Origin of the sequence: Citrobacter sp. HN-141 (assembly GCF_033341895.1) — a bacterium.
Taxonomy (GTDB): domain Bacteria; phylum Pseudomonadota; class Gammaproteobacteria; order Enterobacterales; family Enterobacteriaceae; genus Citrobacter.
The window spans coordinates 63,137-84,460 of the sequence record NZ_JAWPBF010000004.1 but is presented as its reverse complement, the minus strand read 5'-3'; the positions used below and the strand labels follow the sequence as shown (position 1 = coordinate 84,460).

General features: G+C 51.8%; 20 protein-coding genes. 8 read left to right on the top strand and 12 right to left on the bottom strand.

The window, feature by feature from the left end; genetic code table 11:
- The first annotated feature begins 19 nt into the window (after positions 1 to 19).
- Both RYZ59_RS06465 and xni read left to right on the top strand, forming a co-directional pair.
- On the top strand, positions 20 to 1,387 hold the full coding sequence (locus RYZ59_RS06465; protein WP_137382729.1) for an L-serine ammonia-lyase: 1,368 nt from the start codon (positions 20 to 22) through the stop codon (positions 1,385 to 1,387).
- 169 nt (positions 1,388 to 1,556) lie between these two features.
- Positions 1,557 to 2,312: a flap endonuclease Xni gene (gene xni / locus RYZ59_RS06460; protein ID WP_318045720.1), complete on the top strand. Its 756-nt coding sequence runs from the start codon at positions 1,557 to 1,559 to the stop codon at positions 2,310 to 2,312.
- Between the two features lie 94 nt (positions 2,313 to 2,406).
- Here xni and fucO read toward each other — a convergent pair whose 3' ends face one another.
- From fucO to RYZ59_RS06425, 7 genes are all read right to left on the bottom strand, one after another.
- Complete coding sequence (gene fucO / locus RYZ59_RS06455) at positions 2,407 to 3,555, bottom strand: lactaldehyde reductase (RefSeq protein ID WP_318045719.1); 1,149 nt, start codon at positions 3,553 to 3,555, stop codon at positions 2,407 to 2,409.
- A 27-nt stretch (positions 3,556 to 3,582) separates the two neighbouring features.
- On the bottom strand, positions 3,583 to 4,230 hold the full coding sequence (fucA, locus tag RYZ59_RS06450; RefSeq protein ID WP_137382726.1) for an L-fuculose-phosphate aldolase: 648 nt from the start codon (positions 4,228 to 4,230) through the stop codon (positions 3,583 to 3,585).
- 142 nt (positions 4,231 to 4,372) lie between these two features.
- Positions 4,373 to 5,371, bottom strand: coding sequence for a LacI family DNA-binding transcriptional regulator (locus RYZ59_RS06445; RefSeq protein WP_202037882.1), 999 nt, complete (start codon positions 5,369 to 5,371; stop codon positions 4,373 to 4,375).
- 66 nt (positions 5,372 to 5,437) lie between these two features.
- On the bottom strand, positions 5,438 to 7,018 hold the full coding sequence (locus RYZ59_RS06440; protein ID WP_318045718.1) for an FGGY-family carbohydrate kinase: 1,581 nt from the start codon (positions 7,016 to 7,018) through the stop codon (positions 5,438 to 5,440).
- Positions 7,019 to 7,071: 53 nt separating this feature from the next.
- A complete protein-coding gene (locus tag RYZ59_RS06435) occupies positions 7,072 to 8,022 on the bottom strand; it encodes an ABC transporter substrate-binding protein (protein WP_061068495.1) in 951 nt (316 codons plus the stop codon).
- A gap of 73 nt (positions 8,023 to 8,095) precedes the next feature.
- Complete coding sequence (locus RYZ59_RS06430; RefSeq protein WP_003034055.1) at positions 8,096 to 9,079, bottom strand: ABC transporter permease; 984 nt, start codon at positions 9,077 to 9,079, stop codon at positions 8,096 to 8,098.
- A gap of 3 nt (positions 9,080 to 9,082) precedes the next feature.
- Positions 9,083 to 10,582 carry a sugar ABC transporter ATP-binding protein gene (locus RYZ59_RS06425; RefSeq protein ID WP_202037879.1) on the bottom strand — a complete coding sequence of 500 codons (1,500 nt, stop codon included), beginning with the start codon at positions 10,580 to 10,582 and terminating at the stop codon, positions 9,083 to 9,085.
- 464 nt (positions 10,583 to 11,046) lie between these two features.
- Between RYZ59_RS06425 and fucI the strand changes: the two genes are divergently transcribed.
- The 4 genes from fucI to fucR all read left to right on the top strand — a co-directional run bounded on the left by fucI (position 11,047) and on the right by fucR (position 15,556).
- Positions 11,047 to 12,822: an L-fucose isomerase gene (gene fucI / locus RYZ59_RS06420; RefSeq protein ID WP_318045717.1), complete on the top strand. Its 1,776-nt coding sequence runs from the start codon at positions 11,047 to 11,049 to the stop codon at positions 12,820 to 12,822.
- Between the two features lie 104 nt (positions 12,823 to 12,926).
- Complete coding sequence (gene fucK / locus RYZ59_RS06415) at positions 12,927 to 14,345, top strand: L-fuculokinase (RefSeq protein WP_318045716.1); 1,419 nt, start codon at positions 12,927 to 12,929, stop codon at positions 14,343 to 14,345.
- A 1-nt stretch (position 14,346) separates the two neighbouring features.
- Positions 14,347 to 14,769, top strand: coding sequence for an L-fucose mutarotase (fucU, locus tag RYZ59_RS06410; protein WP_318045715.1), 423 nt, complete (start codon positions 14,347 to 14,349; stop codon positions 14,767 to 14,769).
- Positions 14,770 to 14,827: 58 nt separating this feature from the next.
- Positions 14,828 to 15,556, top strand: coding sequence for an L-fucose operon activator (gene fucR, locus RYZ59_RS06405; RefSeq protein WP_318045714.1), 729 nt, complete (start codon positions 14,828 to 14,830; stop codon positions 15,554 to 15,556).
- A gap of 31 nt (positions 15,557 to 15,587) precedes the next feature.
- Here the strand turns inward: fucR and rlmM are convergent, their stop codons facing one another.
- From rlmM to RYZ59_RS06385, 4 genes are all read right to left on the bottom strand, one after another.
- Positions 15,588 to 16,688: a 23S rRNA (cytidine(2498)-2'-O)-methyltransferase RlmM gene (gene rlmM, locus RYZ59_RS06400; RefSeq protein WP_048213093.1), complete on the bottom strand. Its 1,101-nt coding sequence runs from the start codon at positions 16,686 to 16,688 to the stop codon at positions 15,588 to 15,590.
- A complete protein-coding gene (locus RYZ59_RS06395) occupies positions 16,681 to 17,076 on the bottom strand; it encodes a DUF423 domain-containing protein (RefSeq protein ID WP_005130969.1) in 396 nt (131 codons plus the stop codon). Before RYZ59_RS06395 ends, rlmM begins: the two co-directional genes overlap by 8 nt.
- 18 nt (positions 17,077 to 17,094) lie before the next feature.
- Positions 17,095 to 18,012 (bottom strand): glycine cleavage system transcriptional regulator GcvA, encoded by a 918-nt coding sequence (gene gcvA, locus RYZ59_RS06390; RefSeq protein WP_005130970.1) that lies wholly within the window; start codon positions 18,010 to 18,012, stop codon positions 17,095 to 17,097.
- 362 nt (positions 18,013 to 18,374) lie between these two features.
- Positions 18,375 to 18,602 carry a YgdI/YgdR family lipoprotein gene (locus tag RYZ59_RS06385; RefSeq protein WP_202037874.1) on the bottom strand — a complete coding sequence of 76 codons (228 nt, stop codon included), beginning with the start codon at positions 18,600 to 18,602 and terminating at the stop codon, positions 18,375 to 18,377.
- 192 nt (positions 18,603 to 18,794) lie between these two features.
- Between RYZ59_RS06385 and csdA the strand changes: the two genes are divergently transcribed.
- Positions 18,795 to 20,000: a cysteine desulfurase CsdA gene (gene csdA, locus RYZ59_RS06380; protein ID WP_318045713.1), complete on the top strand. Its 1,206-nt coding sequence runs from the start codon at positions 18,795 to 18,797 to the stop codon at positions 19,998 to 20,000.
- Positions 20,000 to 20,443, top strand: a complete 444-nt coding sequence (csdE, locus tag RYZ59_RS06375) for a cysteine desulfurase sulfur acceptor subunit CsdE (RefSeq protein ID WP_318045712.1) — start codon at positions 20,000 to 20,002, stop codon at positions 20,441 to 20,443. Before csdA ends, csdE begins: the two co-directional genes overlap by 1 nt.
- Positions 20,444 to 20,510: 67 nt before the next feature.
- Here the strand turns inward: csdE and tcdA are convergent, their stop codons facing one another.
- On the bottom strand, positions 20,511 to 21,317 hold the full coding sequence (gene tcdA / locus RYZ59_RS06370; protein ID WP_318045711.1) for a tRNA cyclic N6-threonylcarbamoyladenosine(37) synthase TcdA: 807 nt from the start codon (positions 21,315 to 21,317) through the stop codon (positions 20,511 to 20,513).
- Positions 21,318 to 21,324 lie beyond the last annotated feature (7 nt).

Genomic DNA, 21,324 nt, shown 5'->3' with positions numbered 1-21,324 from the left:
GATACACAATGGACGCCTCATGATTAGCGTATTCGATATTTTCAAAATCGGCATTGGCCCTTCCAGCTCCCATACTGTTGGCCCGATGAAAGCAGGCAAACAATTCACGGATGACCTGATTGCACGCGGAATTCTCACTGACGTAACCCGCGTAGTGGTTGATGTCTATGGCTCTCTGTCCCTGACCGGGAAAGGTCACCATACCGACATCGCGATTATTATGGGCCTGGCGGGTAATCTGCCGGATACCGTAGACATTGATGCTATCCCGGCCTTTATCCAGGATGTGAATACCCATGGACGTTTGCTGCTGGCAGACGGTCAACATGAGGTCGAATTCCCGGTTGATAAGTGCATGAATTTCCATACGGATAATCTGTCACTGCATGAAAACGGGATGCGTATTACCGCACTGGCGGGCGAAAAAGCCATTTACAGCCAGACGTACTATTCCATCGGCGGCGGTTTTATCGTTGATGAAGAACACTTTGGTTTGCCGAATAACAATCCGGTAAGCGTGCCGTATCCGTATAAATCTGCTGCCGATTTGCAACGACACTGTCAGGAAACCGGCCTGTCACTTTCCGGCCTGATGATGCAGAACGAGCTAGCCCTGCACAGCAAAGAAGAGCTGGAACAGCACTTTGCAAACGTCTGGGAAGTGATGCGTAGTGGAATTGAACGCGGTATCACTACCGAAGGTGTATTGCCGGGCAAACTGCGCGTTCCGCGTCGTGCGGCAGCACTGCGTCGTATGCTGGTTAGCAGTGACAAAACCACGACTGACCCGATGGCAGTTGTCGACTGGATCAACATGTTTGCGCTGGCCGTGAACGAAGAGAACGCTGCCGGTGGACGTGTAGTTACCGCCCCGACGAACGGCGCATGCGGGATTGTTCCTGCAGTGCTGGCGTACTATGACAAGTTTATCCGCGAAGTGAACGCTAACTCACTGGCACGCTATATGCTGGTCGCGAGCGCCATCGGTTCCCTGTACAAGATGAATGCCTCAATTTCGGGTGCTGAAGTCGGCTGTCAGGGTGAAGTCGGCGTGGCGTGCTCTATGGCGGCAGCGGGTCTGGCAGAACTGCTGGGCGGTAGCCCGACGCAGGTATGTATCGCCGCAGAAATCGGTATGGAACACAACCTGGGTCTGACCTGTGACCCGGTTGCCGGACAAGTTCAGGTTCCGTGCATTGAGCGTAACGCCATTGCCTCGGTGAAAGCGGTGAACGCGGCTCGTATGGCGCTGCGCCGTACCAGCGAGCCTCGTGTATGCCTCGATAAAGTTATCGAGACCATGTACGAGACAGGTAAAGATATGAACGCCAAATACCGCGAAACCTCGCGTGGCGGTCTGGCGATGAAGATCGTTACCTGCGATTAATTCTCAGCACATTTTCGTATCTGTAGGCCGGATAAGGCGCTCGCCGCATCCGGCTTTTATTGCCTGATGGCGCTGCGCTTATCAGGCCTACGGATAGCACTATTTCACAATGCTCGTCTCCACTCGTCGTGAATGTTACCCTACAGACTAATTTGTTAGGGAGAACACCGTGGCCGTCCATCTGCTCATTGTCGATGCACTCAATCTCATTCGTCGCATTCACGCCGTCCAGGGGTCGCCCTGTGTGGAGACATGCCAGCACGCACTCGATCAGCTGATTGTGCACAGCCAACCCACGCACGCCGTGGCGGTATTCGATGATGAGGCGCGTAACAGCGGTTGGCGTCACCAACGGCTGCCTGACTACAAAGCAGGTCGCCCGCCGATGCCCGACGAATTGCATCACGAAATGCCCGCCCTACGCGCCGCTTTTGAACAGCGCGGCGTCTGTTGTTGGGTCTCGAGCGGAAATGAAGCCGATGATTTAGCCGCAACGCTGGCGGTAAAAGTCACCCAGGCTGGACATCAGGCCACCATCGTTTCGACAGATAAAGGTTATTGCCAGTTGCTCTCCCCAACATTACGCATTCGCGACTATTTCCAGAAGCGCTGGCTGGACGCGCCATTCATTGAGAAAGAATTTGGCGTAATGCCTCAGCAATTGCCAGATTATTGGGGACTGGCCGGGATCAGCAGCTCAAAAGTGCCGGGCGTTGCAGGTATTGGTCCCAAGAGCGCAACACAGCTACTCGTGCAGTTTCAGCATCTGGAAGGGATTTACGCACATCTGGAAGTCGTGCCGGAAAAGTGGCGTAAGAAACTCGAAATACATAAAGAGATGGCGTTTCTGTGCCGTGATATCGCGCGGCTGCAAACGGACTTACATATCGACGGAAATCTCCAGCAGCTACGCCTGGTTCGGTAGTTTTTAGGCGATAGCTCTGTTGCCGGATGGCGGTGTAAACACCTTATCCGGCCTACAAATCAATCACACTGTAGGCCGGATAAGCGCCAGGTGATTACCAGGCGGTGTGATACAGCTCGACGATATCGGCAATACTTGCTTCACGCGGATTACCGCCAGTGCAGACATCGTCAAATGCCGCCTGCGCCAGCGCCGGGATATCTTCCTTACGTACCCCCACATCACGTAAGTGTGGCGGGATACCCACATCGCGGTTAAGCGCAAACACAGCATCTACCGCAGCCTTACGCGCTTCTTCCAGCGTCAAACCTTCCACTTTCACCCCCATCACCCGGGCGATATCGCGGAATTTCTCTCCGGTGTATTCGGCGTTGTAGTGCATCACGTGCGGTAACAAAATGGCATTGGCGACGCCGTGCGGAGTGTTATAAAAAGCCCCCAGCGGATGCGCCATGCCATGCACGAGTCCCAAACCGACGTTTGAAAATCCCATCCCGGCAACGTACTGACCCAGCGCCATTGCCTCACCGGACTGGCTGTCACCATTAACAGAACCGCGCAACGCCCCGGCAATGATCTCAATGGTTTTGATGTGCAACGCGTCAGTAAGTGCCCACGCCGCCCGCGTAATATATCCTTCGATAGCATGGGTCAACGCATCGACCCCGGTCGCCGCTTTTAACGCGGCAGGCATACCGTCCATCATATCGGCATCAATAAACGCCACCTGCGGGATGTCATGCGGATCGACACAGACAAATTTACGCCGATTTTCTTCATCCGTGATCACGTAGTTAATGGTCACTTCCGCCGCCGTCCCTGCCGTCGTAGGGATTGCCATCACCGGTACGCTCGCAGCACGTGTTGGCGATAACCCTTCAAGGCTGCGTACATCGGCAAACTCAGGGTTATTGTGGATGATGCCAATCGCTTTACAGGTATCCTGCGGGGAGCCGCCGCCTATCGCTATCAGATAATCAGCGCCACTTTGCTGAAAAACTCCTAATCCCTCCTTCACCACTGCAATTGTAGGATTCGGGATCACGCCGGAATAGATTTCCCACGGCAAACCGGCGGCATCCATACGGGATGTCACCTTATCGACAACGCCGCACTGTACCAGGTTTGCATCGGTGACAATCAAAGCCTTGCGATAACCCCGACGGATGACCTCGTCCGTTAATGCCCCAACAGCTCCCCGGCCAAACCATGCCGTTTCATTCAGAATCATTCTGTTCGCCATCGTATTTCTCCTTTTCGCTATGCGAAATTACTCTTCAATTCGTAATCCGTAAGATTTGAATTTCTCCAGCACAATGGCGATCTCTTCGTCATCCAGCACCGGCACCGGGTCGACAATCGCCAGGGTGCTCAGATACAGGCGGGCCAGAACTTCCACTTCATGCGCCAGCCATAGTGCTTTTTCCAGATTCGCTTCACAGGCAATCAACCCGTGGTGCTGCAACAACGTTGCCTTACGGCTTCTCAACGCGACGCTCACATGCTCTGACAGCTCTCGTGTACCAAACGTCGCATACGGCGCACACGGGATAGAGTTCCCCCCAGCCGCGGCAATCATGTAATGGATTGCCGGAATAGGACGGTTCAGAATCGATACGGCGGTGCAATGAATCGCATGGTTATGAACGACCGCATTGGCATCCGGACGCGTCTGATAAGCCGCCAGGTGAAAACGCCATTCACTGGAAGGTAATTGTCCTTTATCATATTTGCCGTCGTTATCTACGAACACGATCATGTTTTCAGTGAGTCTTTCGTAAGGGATACCGCTGGGTGTGATCAGCATTCCATTTTCATAGCGCGCACTTACATTTCCGGCGGTCCCCTGATTCAACCCAAGGCGGGTCATTTCCAGGCAGGTTTCGATGATTTCACGTGATAAACGCATTCTTTCCATAATGATTCTCCGGGTACAGTTGCCCCTCGTCTTTATTGCGAAAAAATGCTGCCGCAGAGTAAGACGGGTCAGGTTTCAGATATGAGCAGCCACTGAACATATTTATTCAGATTCAGTTGGCCGATGTAGTTAGTGTGACGAATTATTGTTGTCTTACACGCTTAATTAGTTTCATCTCAACTTTTACAGTTTCTTTAATTGGCTGATCATCAATAGCACTCATCATCATAGCGAACGCTTTTTCCGCCCAGACATTTTCATCCTGCTGCATTGACCAGACATTATTCGCAAGGAATCCCAGCATCGGATGTTCATCAAATGTCCCGATATTAATATCCGGTGGAATCACGCCAAAACGATTGCGAATAGCGATGACGGCACCTTCCAGCACAGGTAATGATGAGGCAATAAACGCCTGCGGACAGCCCTGTTCGTTGATCAATTTCTCCATCAACCGGTAGCCACCATCCGGCGTATTATCCGGACCTTCTCGCACCCAGTCGCGATGAGAAATCCCATTATTACTCAATGCGTTAAGATAACCTTTTAAACGATCGCCAATACTGGGTAATCCGGTATCCCCGACTAAAAACCAGATCGGAGATTTGCCTGCATCAAACAAACTTTGCGTCAGCTTTTCACCGCCTAAAATGTTATGACTTTCAACCAGTGCGTTATCGGTATACTTAAAATCCCTGTCGAGTAGCACCATCGGTTTTCTGACCTGACGCAAATGGTGTTGCTGATTCTCTAATGTTGAGGGAACAATAAAAAGGCCATCAACATTACGAGCTATTAACGCTTTCGTTAATTTGTTTTCGTAATCAACATCATCGTAGGTACAACTAATCGTTAATTGATATCCAGAACGACGACAACGTTGTTCAAGTTTTTCGGCCAGTGTGGCAAAAAAGACGTTAGATATATTGGGCACAATCAGCCCCAACGTATCTGTTTTATTCAGTTTCAGGCTGCGGGCTGAATGGTTTATGACATAACCATACCGTTCAACGTATTCATTAATACGTGTTTGGGTTTTGACACTGATACGATATTGCTCAGCCTTCCCGTTCAGCACCAGTCGCACGGTCGTCACCGATAAATTCAGATCGCTGGCTATCTGTTCTACTGTTTTAGCCATTTATATGTCCCAGTTCACATCCAAAAACGTCAATTCACAATCATAAAAGTATTTTAAACTTTTGTCTTACTGCATAACCTGGTTAAGCGCCTGCTGTTGATCCCACATCATCAGATATGCCTGGTATTTACGGTCATAGAAGTCCTGCCGTGCCGGATTCGCTTTAATCACCTCGCCTGGGCAAACCATCGCCCGGCAGGCGGCGGGAACATCTGCCCACATCCCGCAGGCTACCGCACCGGTGATAGCCGCACCTAACGTCACGGCATCTTCTTCCTGCAAAAGATGAATATCGCATCCGGTGGCGTCGGCATACTCTCGCAACCACAGTGGATTATGTGTTGCACCGCCACACAGGGTCAGTCGAGAAATGGTATGACCGTTGTCGCGCATCACTTGCATAATGTGTCGGGTGCCGCAGGCAATCGCCTGTAATGTCGCCAGATACAGACGAGCAACCTGCATCTCGCCTCGTTCAAGCGTCAAACCGCACACGCTGCCCCGGGCATCAGGTCGCGCACGCGGGGAACGGTTACCGTGATGATCGGCCAGTACATGCAGATAACGACCAGGCTCTGACTCCTGCACTTCCAATGCAGCCACCCACTCATTAACTAACACTATAGGATGACAACCCCGTGCCTCAGCCTTGTGATACAACTCAGCGCTGGCACCTGACTCCTGAAGCGTCCAGTCAACCAGCGCCCCAGCCGCGCTTTGCCCCCCTTCCGTCAGCCAGTAACCCGGCAGCATGGCGGACCAGTACGGGCCCCATACGCCCGGAGTATGAATCTCCTGCTCGCTGCACAACATATGGCAATTTGATGTTCCGCTGATCAGCGCCAATGTTCCCGCAGGCTCGACACCGGCAAGCGCCACGCCCCCCGCATGCGCATCAATCATGCCACTGGCAACGACCACCGCTGTCGTCAGTCCCAGCGCCTGTGCCGCATCGGGGCTGAGCGTCCCAACGGCCGCGCCAGGGGGCAGGACCCGCGACGGAATTTTGCTCAACAAATCCGTTAATTCAACCGCATCCAGCAGGGAGTGGCTAAAGCGTTGTTCATGTGCCAGATAGTTCCATTTACAGGTTAAAGTACACAGACCTGCAACATCACAAGCGGTGGCTTGCCAGACCAAAAAATCCGCCAGATCGTAGAAGCGGTGTGCACTCTGCCAGGTCGCGGGGAAATGCTTTTTTAGCCACAACACTTTGGGTAGTTCCATTTCGACACTGACTTCCCCCCCGACATAGCGCAACGCCGGGTCCTGTGTAGCGTTGATCCGCTGTGTCTCCTGCACCGCACGATGATCCATCCACATGATGATGTTGTGGTCTGACGGTTCCCCAGGTGAAACCGCCAGCCCCTGCCCCTGTTCATCCAGAGCCACTAACGAACAGGTGGCATCAAACCCCAGCGAGCGGATCTCCTCAACGCAAACCCCGGCTGACGACACAGCCTCCTTCACGGCATGGCAAACCTGCTGCCAGATTTCGGCAGATGACTGCTCTACCCGCTCAGGGCCAGGTCGAAACTGCGAGATAGGGAATGTCGCAAAAGCCAGCCGTTTGCCACTGGCATCAAAAACACCCGCCCTGACACTGGCAGAACCGACATCCACTCCGAGGAAATATCCACTGCTCATAGTAGCTCCCTGACGCTGGCGAATAAGGGGGCGAATGTACCGCCCCCGCGGTCTTATTTTTTACCGAATGGGTGCAACAGCTTGTCGATTTCCGGTGTATCAATGTTCTGCGCATTAACAAATTTCACTGGAATATCAATTTCTTTCGGTACTGACTGACCTGACACGGCCGCATTCAGCGTCTTAATACCCTGATAGCCAATCTGGTACGCATCCTGTACAACAAAGCCCTGGATCACGCCAGATTTCAGGAAGGCAATGATTGCTTCGGTGCTATCAAAACCAATCACCTTCACTTTACCTTTCAGATTTTGGCTATCAATGGCGTTCGCCACACCCAGCGTTGAGCCTTCATTGGTGCCGTAGATCCCGGCAATATCGGGGTTTGCCTGGATCATATCGATGGTTTTATCCATCGCTTTTTGCGGATCGCCATCGCTGTACTGAACCGGCAGCACTTTGATATCCGGATATTTTTCCTTCATTCTGGCCACAAAACCTTCCGAACGTTCAATTGCGGAAGAGGTTCCAGCCACGTGCGCAATAATGCCGACTTTCCCTTTGCTACCCACTTGTGCAGCGAGAGCATCTGCCGCTTCAGCCCCTGCTTTACGGTTATTCGTTGCCACAAAGCTGACCGGAATGTCAGAATTTACGCCTGAGTCAAACGTCACCACCTTGATGCCGCGTGAATTCGCTGTTTCCACTAATGGAGCCAGCGCATTGGCGTCTAATGCTGCCAACAGCAACCCATTAGGTTTTTGCGCCATTGCGTTTTCAACCAACTGAATCTGCTCAGCAATTTGAGTTTCATCGGCAGGCCCAACATAGCTGGTCTTATCGCCCAACTCTTTCGCTGCCGCTTCGGTACCCATTTTTACGGTCTGCCAGAATTCATGCTGGAAACCTTTACTGACCACAGGAAGGTTCATATCTTTAGCCAGTGCGCTGGATGTCATGCAGGCCAGCAGGGATAACGCATAGACAAAATTCCTGGTTCTCATTGTTTTACTCCGTTCTGAGTGAGTCACCCTAAACGTCAGGGTTATGTTGTCCCGTGACTTCCGGGTGCGTAAATCAACGAATTTTTTTGCGTAACGTGTCGAGATAAACCGCGGCGATAACGACGACGCCCATGGCCACCATTTGCCAGAACTGCGAGACGCCCATCAGGTTCAGACCATTTTTCAACACGCTCATAATGAATGCGCCGATAATGGTGCCGCCAATAGTGCCAATCCCCCCCATCAGGCTCGTGCCGCCAATGACCACCGCAGCAATGGCTTCCAGTTCATAGCCCACGCCGACGGTCGGCTGGCCCGAGTTCAAACGCGAAGCCAGAATGACCCCGGCAATCCCGGTCAGCAGACCACAAAAGGCGTAGACGAAAATTTTCACGCGCTGGACTTTAATCCCGGAAAGATGCGCAGCAACCTCATTACTCCCCACGGCATAGACATAACGGCCAATCACCGTTTTCTTGAGGATATAGGCGGCGATCAGGGCGACGACCACGAGGTAAAAAACGGGATAAGGCAGCACATCGAACAAGCGTCCCTGCGCCAGCATCTTGAAGGTGGGATAATCAGCAAAGTAAATTGCCCGGCCGTCAGTCATCACCATATTGATGCCTCTGACGGACATCATCAGGCCCAGCGTGGCAATAAAGGGCGGAATGGTCATTTTAGTGACCAGCAAGCCATTGATATAGCCGCATAATCCACCAGCGAGTACGCCGGCCAGAATACATACCGGCAAAGGCAAACCCAGGGTGGCGCTGATACCTACCGCAACACCAGAAAAGGCCACTACCGAGCCGAGAGAAAGGTCGATACCTGAAGTGATAATGACGAAGGTAACGCCAATCGCCATGATGCCAATCACCGAGGTTTGCAGGGCAATTGTCATAATGTTTTCAGTATTAAAGAAAAATGGCGAACCGAAGCTAAAAAATATTACTAAAATAATCAGACTCAAAAGCGGTGCCAGGCGCATTAAAAGTTCTTTGTTAATTTTTATTTTCTTATTATTGCTGTCTGAAGAGGTTACAGAGATAGTCATAAATTAGTCCTCTAACGTCGCATATTGCATGATTTTTTCTTGTGTGGCGTCATCAGAAGCTAACTCTCCGGTAATACGCCCATTACGCATAACTAAAATGCGATCGCACATACCCAGCACTTCCGGTAATTCAGAGGAAATCATGATAATTGATTTCCCTTTTGCCACCAGTCGATTCATTAATTCATAAATTTCAAGCTTGGCCCCCACATCAATACCGCGAGTGGGTTCATCAAAGATGAGAATGTCGGTGTCCTTGCATACCCATCTGGCAATAATAATTTTTTGCTGATTACCGCCACTTAAATTCAACGCAGCCTGTTCAAGATGCGGCGTCTTAATACGCAGTGCTTTCACCTGCTCTTCGCTGGTTTGCTGACAGCGCTTGCTATCCACGTTGCCATATCGGTTGGAATACTCGGGGTAATTTCCTAGCATAATATTGCGTTCAACGGACAATCCTAATGCCAGGCCCTCTTTTTTTCTGTCCTCGGTTAAGTAGCTAATACCCTGCTGGATGGCATCAGGAATATCCTTGATTACCGTCTCTTTACCGTTCAGCTTGATGGTTCCGCTGTCGATGGGATCGGCACCAAAGATCGCCCGTGCAAGCTCTGTACGCCCGGCCCCCATCAGCCCGGCAAAACCCAAGATTTCCCCTTGATGCAAGGTAAAATCGATATTGTTCAGTACGCCTTTGCGCGTCAGACCGCTGACTTCAAGCACCGGTTTACGCTGGGGGTGCGGCTCGCGGCGGGGATAGATATTGCCAAGGTCACGCCCAACCATCATGGCAATCAGGTCGCTGATTTTGACCGAGTCATAATCCACTGTGGCAATAAACTGTCCATCCCGCATGACGGTAGCGCGATCGGCGATCAACGCCAACTCCTCCAGTCGGTGCGAGATATACACGATGCCCGTTCCCTGTTCTTTAAGTAAGCGTGTAACCCGGAATAAGCTGTCAATTTCGGTTTCCGTCAACGCCGCCGTTGGTTCATCCATAATAAGAATCTTGGCATTCACCGATATCGCTTTCGCAATCTCAACCATTTGTTGCTGAGCAACAGTGAGATCGGCAACCAGCGTGTCTGGGGAGATATTCAGGTTTAATTTTTGCAAAATATCGATAGCAGCCTGTCGCTGTTGTTTCTCATCCAGACGCCAGCGATTATTTTTGCAAAACTCCCTGCCAATAAAAATATTGTCTTCGACCGTTAGCTCAGGAAAAAGGTTAAACTCCTGATGAATAATAGTGATACCTACGTTTTGTGCGCTCAATGGGCTTGCAAACGAAACGGGTTGGTCCTCAAAAATAATATCCCCTTCATCAGGTTGATATACACCGGATAAAATTTTCATCAGGGTAGACTTTCCCGCGCCATTCTCCCCCAACAGCGCATGAACCTCACCTTTGCGTAAAGTAAAATCCACATTACTCAACGCTAATACGCCGGGAAAGCGTTTCGTAATATGACTCATCTGTAAAAATGTTTCAGACATTGCTGCTTTCCTCAATATACAGAAACTGTAATCAGTGAATCAGGCGAAAAACAGCGTTGCCAGGAAGCCATCGTCACCGTTAATGCGAATGTGCCTACAAGATCATATGCGTTTTATCAACGATGCTAACTCGAGTTAGCGATTGCCTTTTAAAGCTATTTTAGCTGCCAAAAATAGCCAAATCATTTGGTTTAAAACTGTGACACTGAACAGACAATTTATTTTATCTTATTAATTCAAAAAGAATTTAATGGAAAAACCCGTATTTGTTTATTTGACGCAGATCGAATTTTAACCACTTCTCGTGAGGTTTCTCACAGTTCCATAACAAAAAAGTTGTGCAAAAAACTCTCCAATACCTAAGCTAACTCGAGTTAGCAAAAATTGGTAATTCAGCCATCTGCGACAGTGGTGTCCAACATCCGCTTTTGCAGCACGGCATAAAGTGAGATGAGGAACCTCGAATGAAAAAAAATAGTTTACCGAAAATCGGTATTCGTCCGGTGATTGATGGGCGTCGTATGGGTGTACGCGAGTCGCTCGAAGAACAAACCATGAACATGGCAAAAGCCACTGCCGCACTGATTTCCGAGAAACTTCGTCATGCCTGCGGGGCACAGATCGAGTGCGTTATCGCAGACACCTGTATTGCCGGATTAGCTGAATCTGCCGCCTGTGAAGAAAAATTCAGTAGCCAGAACGTCGGCGTGACAATTACCGTCACGCCGTGCTGGTGCTACGGCAGCGAAACTATCGATATGGACCCCATGCGCCCGAAAGCCATCTGGGGTTTCAACGGGACAGAGCGTCCAGGTGCCGTGTATCTGGCTGCAGCCCTGGCTGCACATAATCAAAAAGGGCTTCCCGCCTTCTCTATTTACGGTCATGACGTGCAGGATGCCGGTGATACCACTATCCCTGCCGATGTTGAAGAAAAACTGCTGCGATTCACCCGGGCAGGTTTAGCCGTTGCCAGCATGAAAGGCAAAAGCTATCTGTCCGTCGGCGGCGTTTCAATGGGCATTGCAGGCTCTATTGTCGACCATAACTTCTTTGAATCCTGGCTGGGAATGAAGGTTCAACCTGTTGATATGACCGAATTGCGTCGTCGTATTGACCAGAAAATCTATGACGAAGCGGAGCTGGAAATTGCCCTCGCGTGGGCGGATAAACATTTCCGTTATGGCGAGGATCAGAACGCGCAACAGTATAAGCGAACTGAAGAACAGAGCCGTGCAGTGCTGAAAGAGAGCCTGCTGATGGCAATGTGCATCCGCGACATGATGCAGGGTAACCAGAAACTGGCAGAGAAAGGCCGGGTTGAAGAGTCGATGGGGTACAACGCGATTGCCGCCGGTTTCCAGGGCCAGCGCCACTGGACGGATCAATATCCAAATGGCGACACCGCCGAAGCGTTGCTGAATAGCTCATTTGACTGGAATGGCGTGCGCGAACCGTATGTCGTTGCCACCGAGAACGACAGCCTGAACGGTGTCGCAATGTTGTTTGGCCACCAGCTCACCGGCACGGCGCAGGTCTTTGCTGATGTACGGACCTACTGGTCACCGGAAGCCGTAGAACGCGTCACAGGTAAACCGCTGACCGGTCTTGCTGAGCACGGCATTATTCACCTGATTAACTCCGGCTCTGCGGCACTGGATGGTTCCTGCAAACAGCGTGACAGCGAAGGCCAGCCCACTATGAAACCACATTGGGAGATCTCACAGCAGGAAGCCGATGATTGCCTGGCGGCGACCGAATGGTGTCCGGCGATCCACGAGTATTTCCGCGGCGGCGGTTACTCTTCCCGTTTTCTTACCGAAGGTGGCGTACCGTTCACCATGACCCGCATCAATATCATCAAAGGCCTGGGCCCGGTGCTACAAATTGCGGAAGGCTGGAGTGTGGAATTACCGAAGGAGGTGCATGCTCAGCTTGATGCTCGCACCAATTCTACCTGGCCAACAACCTGGTTTGCGCCGCGCTTAACCGGCAAAGGTCCGTTCAGCGATGTCTATTCCGTCATGGCTAACTGGGGTGCCAACCACGGTGTGCTGACGATTGGTCACGTTGGTGCGGACTTTATTACGCTCGCCGCCATGCTGCGTATCCCAGTGTGTATGCACAACGTGGAAGAAGAGAAGATCTATCGCCCTTCCGCATGGGCAGCCCACGGTATGGACAGCGAAGGCCAGGATTATCGCGCCTGCCAAAACTACGGCCCGCTGTATAAACGTTAATGCGACTCAGCCCGGTGGCGCAAGCTTACCGGGCCTACGGTTGCACAACGTGTAGGCCGGATAAGGCGTTTACGCCGCCATCCGGCACCGTCTCGGGAGTGATTATGAAGAATGACGTCATCCTGGTTCTCGACTGCGGCGCGACGAACGTGCGAGCTATTGCGGTTAACCGCCAGGGAAAAATTGTCGCCCGCGCCTCAACCCCGAACGCCAGTGATACCGCCGTCGAGAACGCTGGCTGGCATCAGTGGTCCCTCGACGCCATTGTGCAGCGCTTTGCCGATTGCTGCCAACAACTCACCACGGAACTGACCGCCTGTAACATTCGAGGGATAACGGTCACTACATTTGGCGTTGATGGCGCGCTGGTTGATGCGTATGGCAAACTGCTTTATCCGGTTATCAGTTGGAAATGTCCACGTACCGCCGCCGTCATGGCTTCTATCAGCCAACGGATATCACCTCAGAAATTACAGGATATATCCGGCGTTGGCGCGTTCAGTTTCAACACGCTGTACAAGCTGGTATGGTTTAAAGAGAATCACCCGCAATTGCTGGAACAGGCACACGCCTGGCTATTTATTTCATCACTGCTCAACCATCGCCTCACCGGTGAGTTCACCACAGATATCACCATGGCCGGTACCAGTCAGATGCTGGATATTCATCAGCGCGATTTCAGTGTTGATATTTTGCAGGCTACCGGGATACCACGCCGACTGTTTCCACGTTTAATTGAAGCGGGAGAGCAGATCGGCACGTTGAAAAATGACGCGGCAAAGCAACTTGGGCTCAACGCGGGCATTCCGGTTATCTCTGCCGGACACGACACGCAGTTTGCGCTCTTTGGCGCAGGCGCGCAGCCAGACGAACCCGTGCTCTCTTCCGGTACATGGGAAATACTGATGGTACGCAGCGCCCAGGTGAATACTGCCTTACTCAGCGACTATGTGGGGTCTACCTGTGAACTGGACAGCCGGCCGGGACTCTATAACCCCGGTATGCAGTGGCTGGCTTCCGGCGTGCTTGAGTGGGTACGTAAGTTGCTGTGGACACCCGACACCCCCTGGCAAGCGCTCATTGATGAAGCGCAGGCCGTCCCGGCGGGCGCTGAAGGGATAACCATGCACTGCGACCTGCTTGCCAGTCCGCGTGCCGGCTGGCAGGGCGTCACACTCAACAGTACCCGCGGACACTTTTACCGCGCTGCGCTGGAAGGATTGACGGCCCAGTTGCAGCACAATCTACACACACTGGAAACCATCGGTCATTTCAACGCAACAGAGCTACTTCTGGTTGGTGGAGGAAGTCGTAATGCACTATGGAATCAGATAAAAGCGAACGTTTTGGGTATTCCCATCAAAGTGCTAGATGATGCCGAAACGACGGTTGCCGGTGCAGCGATGTTTGCCTGGTCCGGTATCGGCGAATTTGCCTCTCCCGAGCAGGCTCGTGCGCAGGTGGACTATCAATATCGTTACTTCTATCCACAAACAGAACCCGTATTCACAGGAGTCGAGTGACATGCTCAAAACGATTTCCCCCTTAATTTCCCCTGATCTGTTAAAGGTGCTGGCTGAAATGGGTCACGGTGATGAGATTATCTTTTCCGACGCCCACTTTCCGGCCCACAGTATGGGGCCACAGGTTATCCGGGCCGATGGTCTGCAGGTCAGCGACCTGTTGCGGGCGATTATTCCGCTGTTTGAACTGGACAGTTACGCCCCACCACTGGTGATGATGGCCGCCGTCGATGGAGACTCACTCGACCCCGACGTAGAAGCGCGATATCGGCAGGCACTGTCATTACAAGCACCTTGCCCGGACATCACGCGCATTGACCGTTATGCATTTTATGAACGCGCACAAAAAGTATTCGCAATCGTTATTACAGGGGAGCGGGCAAAGTACGGAAATATCCTGTTAAAAAAAGGGGTAACGCCATAATCTCTTACCTGAATGCCCGGCAGGTACGGGCATTCGTCGCATGATGGGGTGAGAAAACATGAAAGCAGCACGCCTGCAAGCGATCCTGAGTCTGTTGAGCAACCATAAAAGTCTGACGACGGAAACCTTATCCTCACAGCTCAATGTCAGTAAAGAAACTATCCGTCGCGATCTTACGCAACTGCAGGCGCAGGGTAAGGTACTGCGTCATCACGGGCGCGCCAAAGTGATACATCGGGTAAACCAGGACTGCGGCGAGCCGTTTCATATCAGACTGAAAAGCCATTATTCCCACAAAGCAGATATCGCCAGAGACGCGTTAACGTGGATAGAGGAAGGTATGGTGATCGCGCTGGATGCCAGCTCTACTTGCTGGTACCTGGCTCGCCTGTTGCCAGACATTAACATTCACGTATTTACGAATAGCCAACCGATTTGCCTCGAATTGGGAAAACGTGAAAATATTCAGCTGATCAGTTCCGGTGGTCGACTTGAGCGCAAATACGGTTGCTACGTTAATCCATCGCTCATCTCGCAGCTAAAGCCGCTTGATATCGACCTGTTCATCTTTTCCTGCGAGGGGATCGACCGCGACGGTACACTCTGGGATTCAAATGCTACCAACGCCGATTTTAAATCCATCCTGCTTAAGCGTGCGGCGCAGTCATTATTATTGATTGATAAGAGTAAATTTAATCGCTCGGGTGAGGCGCAGATTGGGCATCTGGAACATGTGACGCATATTATTTCAGATACAGAAATGATTGAAACAATCCAGGCCGGATGAGGCGTTTACGCCGCCATCCGGCAAATAACGATTATCGTTCGTCGCGGCGACCACCGACGGCAGCCCACAGACGACGCACGTGCACGGTGACTTCTTCACGGTCGTGATAAAGCTGACGCGCCTGAATCTGCGCATTCACGCCATGCTCATCGAGCTGTGCCTGAATATAAGCCAGGTTTTGCGACACTTCCTCGTAGCGCTTTTTCATCGGCAGCTTAAGGTTAAAAATCGTCTCGCGGCACCAGCCATTCACCAGCCATTGCGCCATCAGCGCAGCAACTTTGGCCGGTTTCTCCACCATATCGCAGACCATCCACGAGATGTTGTTACGATTCGGGCGATACTTAAATCCATCTTCGCGCAGCCAGGTGACCTGCCCGGTATCCATCAGGCTTTGCGCCATCGGACCATTATCCACCGAGTACACCCACATATTGCGTTTAACCAGTTGGTAGGTCCAACCGCCAGGACATGCTCCTAAATCAACGGCATACATTCCATTGGCCAGACGCTCATCCCACTCATCGGCAGGAATAAACACATGCAGCGCCTCTTCCAGCTTCAGCGTTGAACGGCTCGGCGCATCCGCCGGGAATTTCAGTCGTGGAATGCCCATGTAGAACGGCGAGTTATTATCAGGCCAGGAGTAGCCGGTGTAGCAACAGCCAGGCGCAATAAAGAAGACGTGCACTACCGGGCGTTTTGGCGTTTCATGCTTTGCCAGCACACCCGCTTCACGCAGCGCGGCGCGCAGCGGTACGGTAAATTTGCGGCAAAATTTAACCAGCTCTTTGCTTTCATTGGTGTCGGCAACTTCGACACGTAAATCACCGCCTTTCTCCACCACGCCCTGCAGCATACCGACGATCGGTGTGATGCGGTCTTCCGGCGGCAAATATTGCAGTAGCTCGCCGACAACAAACATTTGGCGAGCAAAAATCAGCGAGCTAAACGGTAACTCTTTAACGAGCTTTTCCGCATCTTCCTGCTGATAGCATTCAAAGATGACATAACCCGCATTTTCTTTGACGCGGGCGAAACCAAAGATTTCGCGACGCCCTGCTTTATCCGTAATTTCTGCGGCGCACTCTTTTTCAAAACCCGGGCGACACAACAATACAACCTTATTCATGGCTTACGCCCTTACGTTTCAATCGAATAGCGCCCACTAACATCAGTGCCCAGCCTACAAGGAAGCTAAAGCCACCGACAGGGGTAACAAACGCCCACAGGCGTAAATGAGAAAGCGCGAGGCAATACAGACTGCCGCTAAACAGCACGGTCCCTAATGCCAGAAACACGCTACTCCAGTAAAACCAAATGCTAATACGTCGCTGCATGGCAACGGCCAGACCAAAAATAGCCAGCGTATGAAATGCCTGATACTCAAGGCCAGTCTGAATCCACCCCATTTCAACAACGCCGAGGGTTTTACTCAGAACATGTGCCCCAAAGGCTCCCAGAGCTACAAAGATAAAGCCACTGATGGCGGCAAAAATCAGCATAAAACGGCTGGTCATGTTAATACCCTACGTAAATTATTGTTCATAACGAAAGCGGAATTTTTCTTGTTCCGTGGCCGCTTTCGCCAGTATCCACTGACGGAAGGCGGCTATTTTACCCAGTTCTGCCTGACTGTCATGACAAACAAGATAAAATGCGTTTTTGCTGACCAGAACATCATTAAAAGGACAAACCAGACGTCCGGCTTCAATTTCGGACTGCGCCATAACGTTATTGGCCAACGCAACGCCCTGTCCATGGATAGCGGCCTGTAGCACCATGGCGCTATGGCTGAAGATAGGCCCCTGCTGTACGTTGATATGATTCAGACCCAGCTGGCGCGTATAAGCTTGCCAGTCACGCCGTGATGCGTCGTGCAATAACGTATGTTTTGCCAGATCCTCAGGCGTCTTCAGCGGTTTATCGCCGGTCAGCAACAAAGGAGAGCAAACGGGTAGCAAGTATTCTGCGTACAATTTCTCTACGCGTAAGCCAGGCCAGTTGCCGCGTCCGTAGAAAATAGCCACATCGACGTCGTCGGCCAGTTTATCTTCCTGACGGTCCACGGCCTGGATCCTGACATCGATTCCCGGATAAGCTGAGTTAAAGCTAGAGAGTCTGGGCACCAGCCATTGAATCGCAAAACTGGGCAATAAACTGACGGTAAGCGCGCCTTTTGCACTGCGTGCCTGAAGTTTACGCGTCGCATCGGTTAATTGCGAAAAAATCTCTTTGATGTCGAGGAAATAGCTTTGACCTTCTTCCGTCAACAACAGCGATCGATTGCGCCGACGGAACAGCTTCAGCCCCAAAAAATCCTCAAGTGACTTGATTTGGTGACTTACTGCGGCCTGCGTCACAAAAAGTTCTTCTGCTGCGCGCGTAAAGCTTAAATGGCGTGCGGCAGCATCAAAAACACGTAACGCATTTAAGGGTGGTAATCGTTTTGACATGACTTTTAGGCTTTGATGTTAAATGAATTTAACAATTAGCTAACAGGTTGTAACCTATTAGTTTTTTTAATCTGAGCCATTATAAATTGTCCGTTGAGGTTCTACCAGCAAATACCTATAGTGGCGGCACTTCCTGAAGCCGGAACGAAAAGTTTTATCGGAATGCGTGTTCTGGTGGGCTTTTGGCTTACGGTTGTGATGTTGTGTTGTTGTGTTTGCAATTGGTCTGCGATTCAGACCATGGTAGCAAAGCTACCCTTTTTCACTTCCTGTACATTTACCCTGTCTGTCCATAGTGATTAATGTAGCACCGCCAAATTGCGGTGCTTTTTTTTGTCCGTGTGTCTGCCAATGACGACCGGCTATTTCTCCAGTTCCACCATCTCTTTCACATCGGTACGGTTAATCTGCTGTTTGTTGCCGTTAGCGTCTTTATACGAAATCATTCCTGTCTCATTATCGGTCTTTGGCTTACCGTCAGACACGATTGTCCGGCCATCGTTGGTGTGCATCACGTAATTCGGACCGGAACAGGCGCTCAGGGCAAAAGTCAGCATACAGGCAGAGATTATGGCGGCAGTCTTTTTCATATTCTTCTCCTCACAGCAATTTATGCCAGATAAAACGAATTCCATAACAGGCAAAATTATTCGCCTAACACTATTTAGCATAAGACACTGCACAGACTTCGCCGGGATATCCAGAGGATTCCGATGGTTAGCGCAACCCTTGTGTCTGCGCCCTTTTTGCGCCACGATCCGTTTACTGAACTGAGGAATACCATGAACGCTTTTAACCCCACGCAGTTTCGCGCACAATTTCCCGCACTCAACGATGCAGGCGTCTATCTCGATAGCGCCGCGACGGCATTGAAACCGCAGGCGGTGATTGAGGCGACCCATCAGTTTTATAGCCTGAGCGCCGGGAACGTCCATCGCAGCCAGTTTGCTGAGGCCCAGCGTCTGACCGCACGCTATGAGGCCGCACGGGAAAAAGTCGCACGTCTCATCAATGCTCCCGATGACAAGACGGTGGTCTGGACCCGCGGTACGACGGAGGCTATCAACATGGTTGCCCAAAGCTATGCGCGTCCGCGCTTACAACCGGGCGACGAGATTATCGTCAGCGTGGCGGAGCATCATGCCAACCTGGTTCCCTGGCTGATGGTGGCGGAGCAAACGGGGGCTAAAGTCGTCAAGCTTCCGCTCAATGCCCATTTGCTACCGGACGTCGAGCGTCTGGTTGACCTCATCACTCCGCGCAGTCGCATTCTGGCTCTCGGTCAGATGTCGAACGTCACCGGCGGCTGCCCTGACTTAGCCCGCGCGATTACGCTTGCTCATGCAGCAGGCATGGTGGTGATGGTGGATGGCGCTCAGGGCGTTGTACATTTCCCCGCTGACGTCCAGCAGTTAGATATTGATTTCTATGCTTTTTCTGGTCACAAATTATATGGTCCGACGGGTATTGGCGTACTGTATGGTAAACCCGAACTGTTGGAGGCCATGTCACCGTGGCTCGGCGGCGGTAAAATGATTAGCGAAGTCAGCTTTGACGGTTTCACCACACAAGCGGCACCGTGGAAGCTTGAGGCAGGCACGCCGAACGTTGCGGGCGTCATTGGATTAAGTGCGGCGCTTGAATGGCTTGCGGATATTGATATCGTGCAAGCCGAAAACTGGAGCCGCAGTCTGGCAACGCTAGCAGAAGATGCGCTGGCGAAACGGCCGGGATTTCGCTCCTTCCGTTGCCAGGACTCAAGCCTGTTAGCCTTTGATTTTATAGGTGTGCACCACAGCGATATGGTGACGCTGCTGGCTGAGTATGGCATTGCGCTGCGCGCCGGACAGCACTGTGCGCAACCGTTGCTGGCGGAGCTGGGCGTCTCCGGGACGCTGCGCGCCTCATTTGCACCCTATAATACGCAAAGCGATGTGGATGCGTTGGTCACTGCCGTTGACCGCGCACTGGAAATATTGGTGGACTAATGACAAACCCTCTGTTCGCCGGACACCCGTTTGGCACAATCGTAACGGAAGAGACGTTACGGAATACTTTTATCCCGCTCACCCAGTGGGAAGATAAATATCGTCAACTTATTTTACTGGGTAAGCAACTTCCGGCCCTTTCGGATGATCTGAAAGCGCAGGCAAAAGAGATTGCCGGATGTGAAAACCGCGTTTGGCTGGGATACAGTCTGCATAAGAATGGCACACTTCACTTCTTCGGTGATAGTGAAGGCCGAATTGTACGCGGCCTGCTGGCGGTACTACTCACTGCTATCGAAGGTAAAACTACCGCGGAGTTACAGGCGCGCTCACCGATGGCATTATTTGATGAGTTGGGCTTAAGCGCACAACTGAGCGCATCACGTAGTCAGGGGCTGAATGCGCTCGTTGAGGCAGCTCAGGATGCCGGATGGCAACGTTGATGCGTCTTATCCGGCCTATAACACGGCGTGAACAGTAGGTCGGATAGCGCAGCGCCATCCGACACAATCAGGGTTGGCGTGCCGCCTTCGCCATCATCTTCTTCAGCGCATGGGACACGGCCACAAAACCAAAAGTCGCCGTCACCATGGTGGCAGCGCCAAACCCGGATGCACAATCCATACGCTTCGGCCCTTCCGCCGTGGCCTTCATTGCACACACCGAGCCATCTGCCTGCGGGTAAACTAACGCCTCCGTCGAAAACACGCAATCCACGCCCAACTTGCCTTTGCTGTTTTTCACCACCCCAAAATCACTTTTCAGCCGTTCACGTAGCTTGGCCGCCAGTGGGTCCTGGATGGTTTTTGCCAAATCAACCACCTGAATCTGCGTGGGATCAATCTGTCCCCCCGCACCGCCGGTGGTCACCAGCGGAACTTTATTACGTCGGCAATATGCGATCAGCGCCGCTTTTGGGCGCACGCTATCAATTGCATCAATAACATACGAGAATCCTGCGCTCATATATTCGGCAACGTTATCCGGCGTGACAAAATCATCAACCACGGTCACCCGGCACTCCGGGTTAATCTGGCGGATACGTTCGGCCATCACCTCAGCTTTCGCCAGGCCGACGTTATCACGCAAAGCATGGATTTGACGGTTAGTATTAGTGACGCACACATCATCCATATCGATGAGAGTAATCGCGCCAATACCGGTACGCGCCAGCGCTTCCGCCGCCCACGATCCCACACCGCCAATTCCAACGACACAAACGTGCGATTGGGCAAACAGCTGCAGCGCATTTTCGCCATACAGGCGTGCCGTGCCGCCAAAACGCTGACGCCAGGCGTCACTGATAACCACAGACATAGAACCT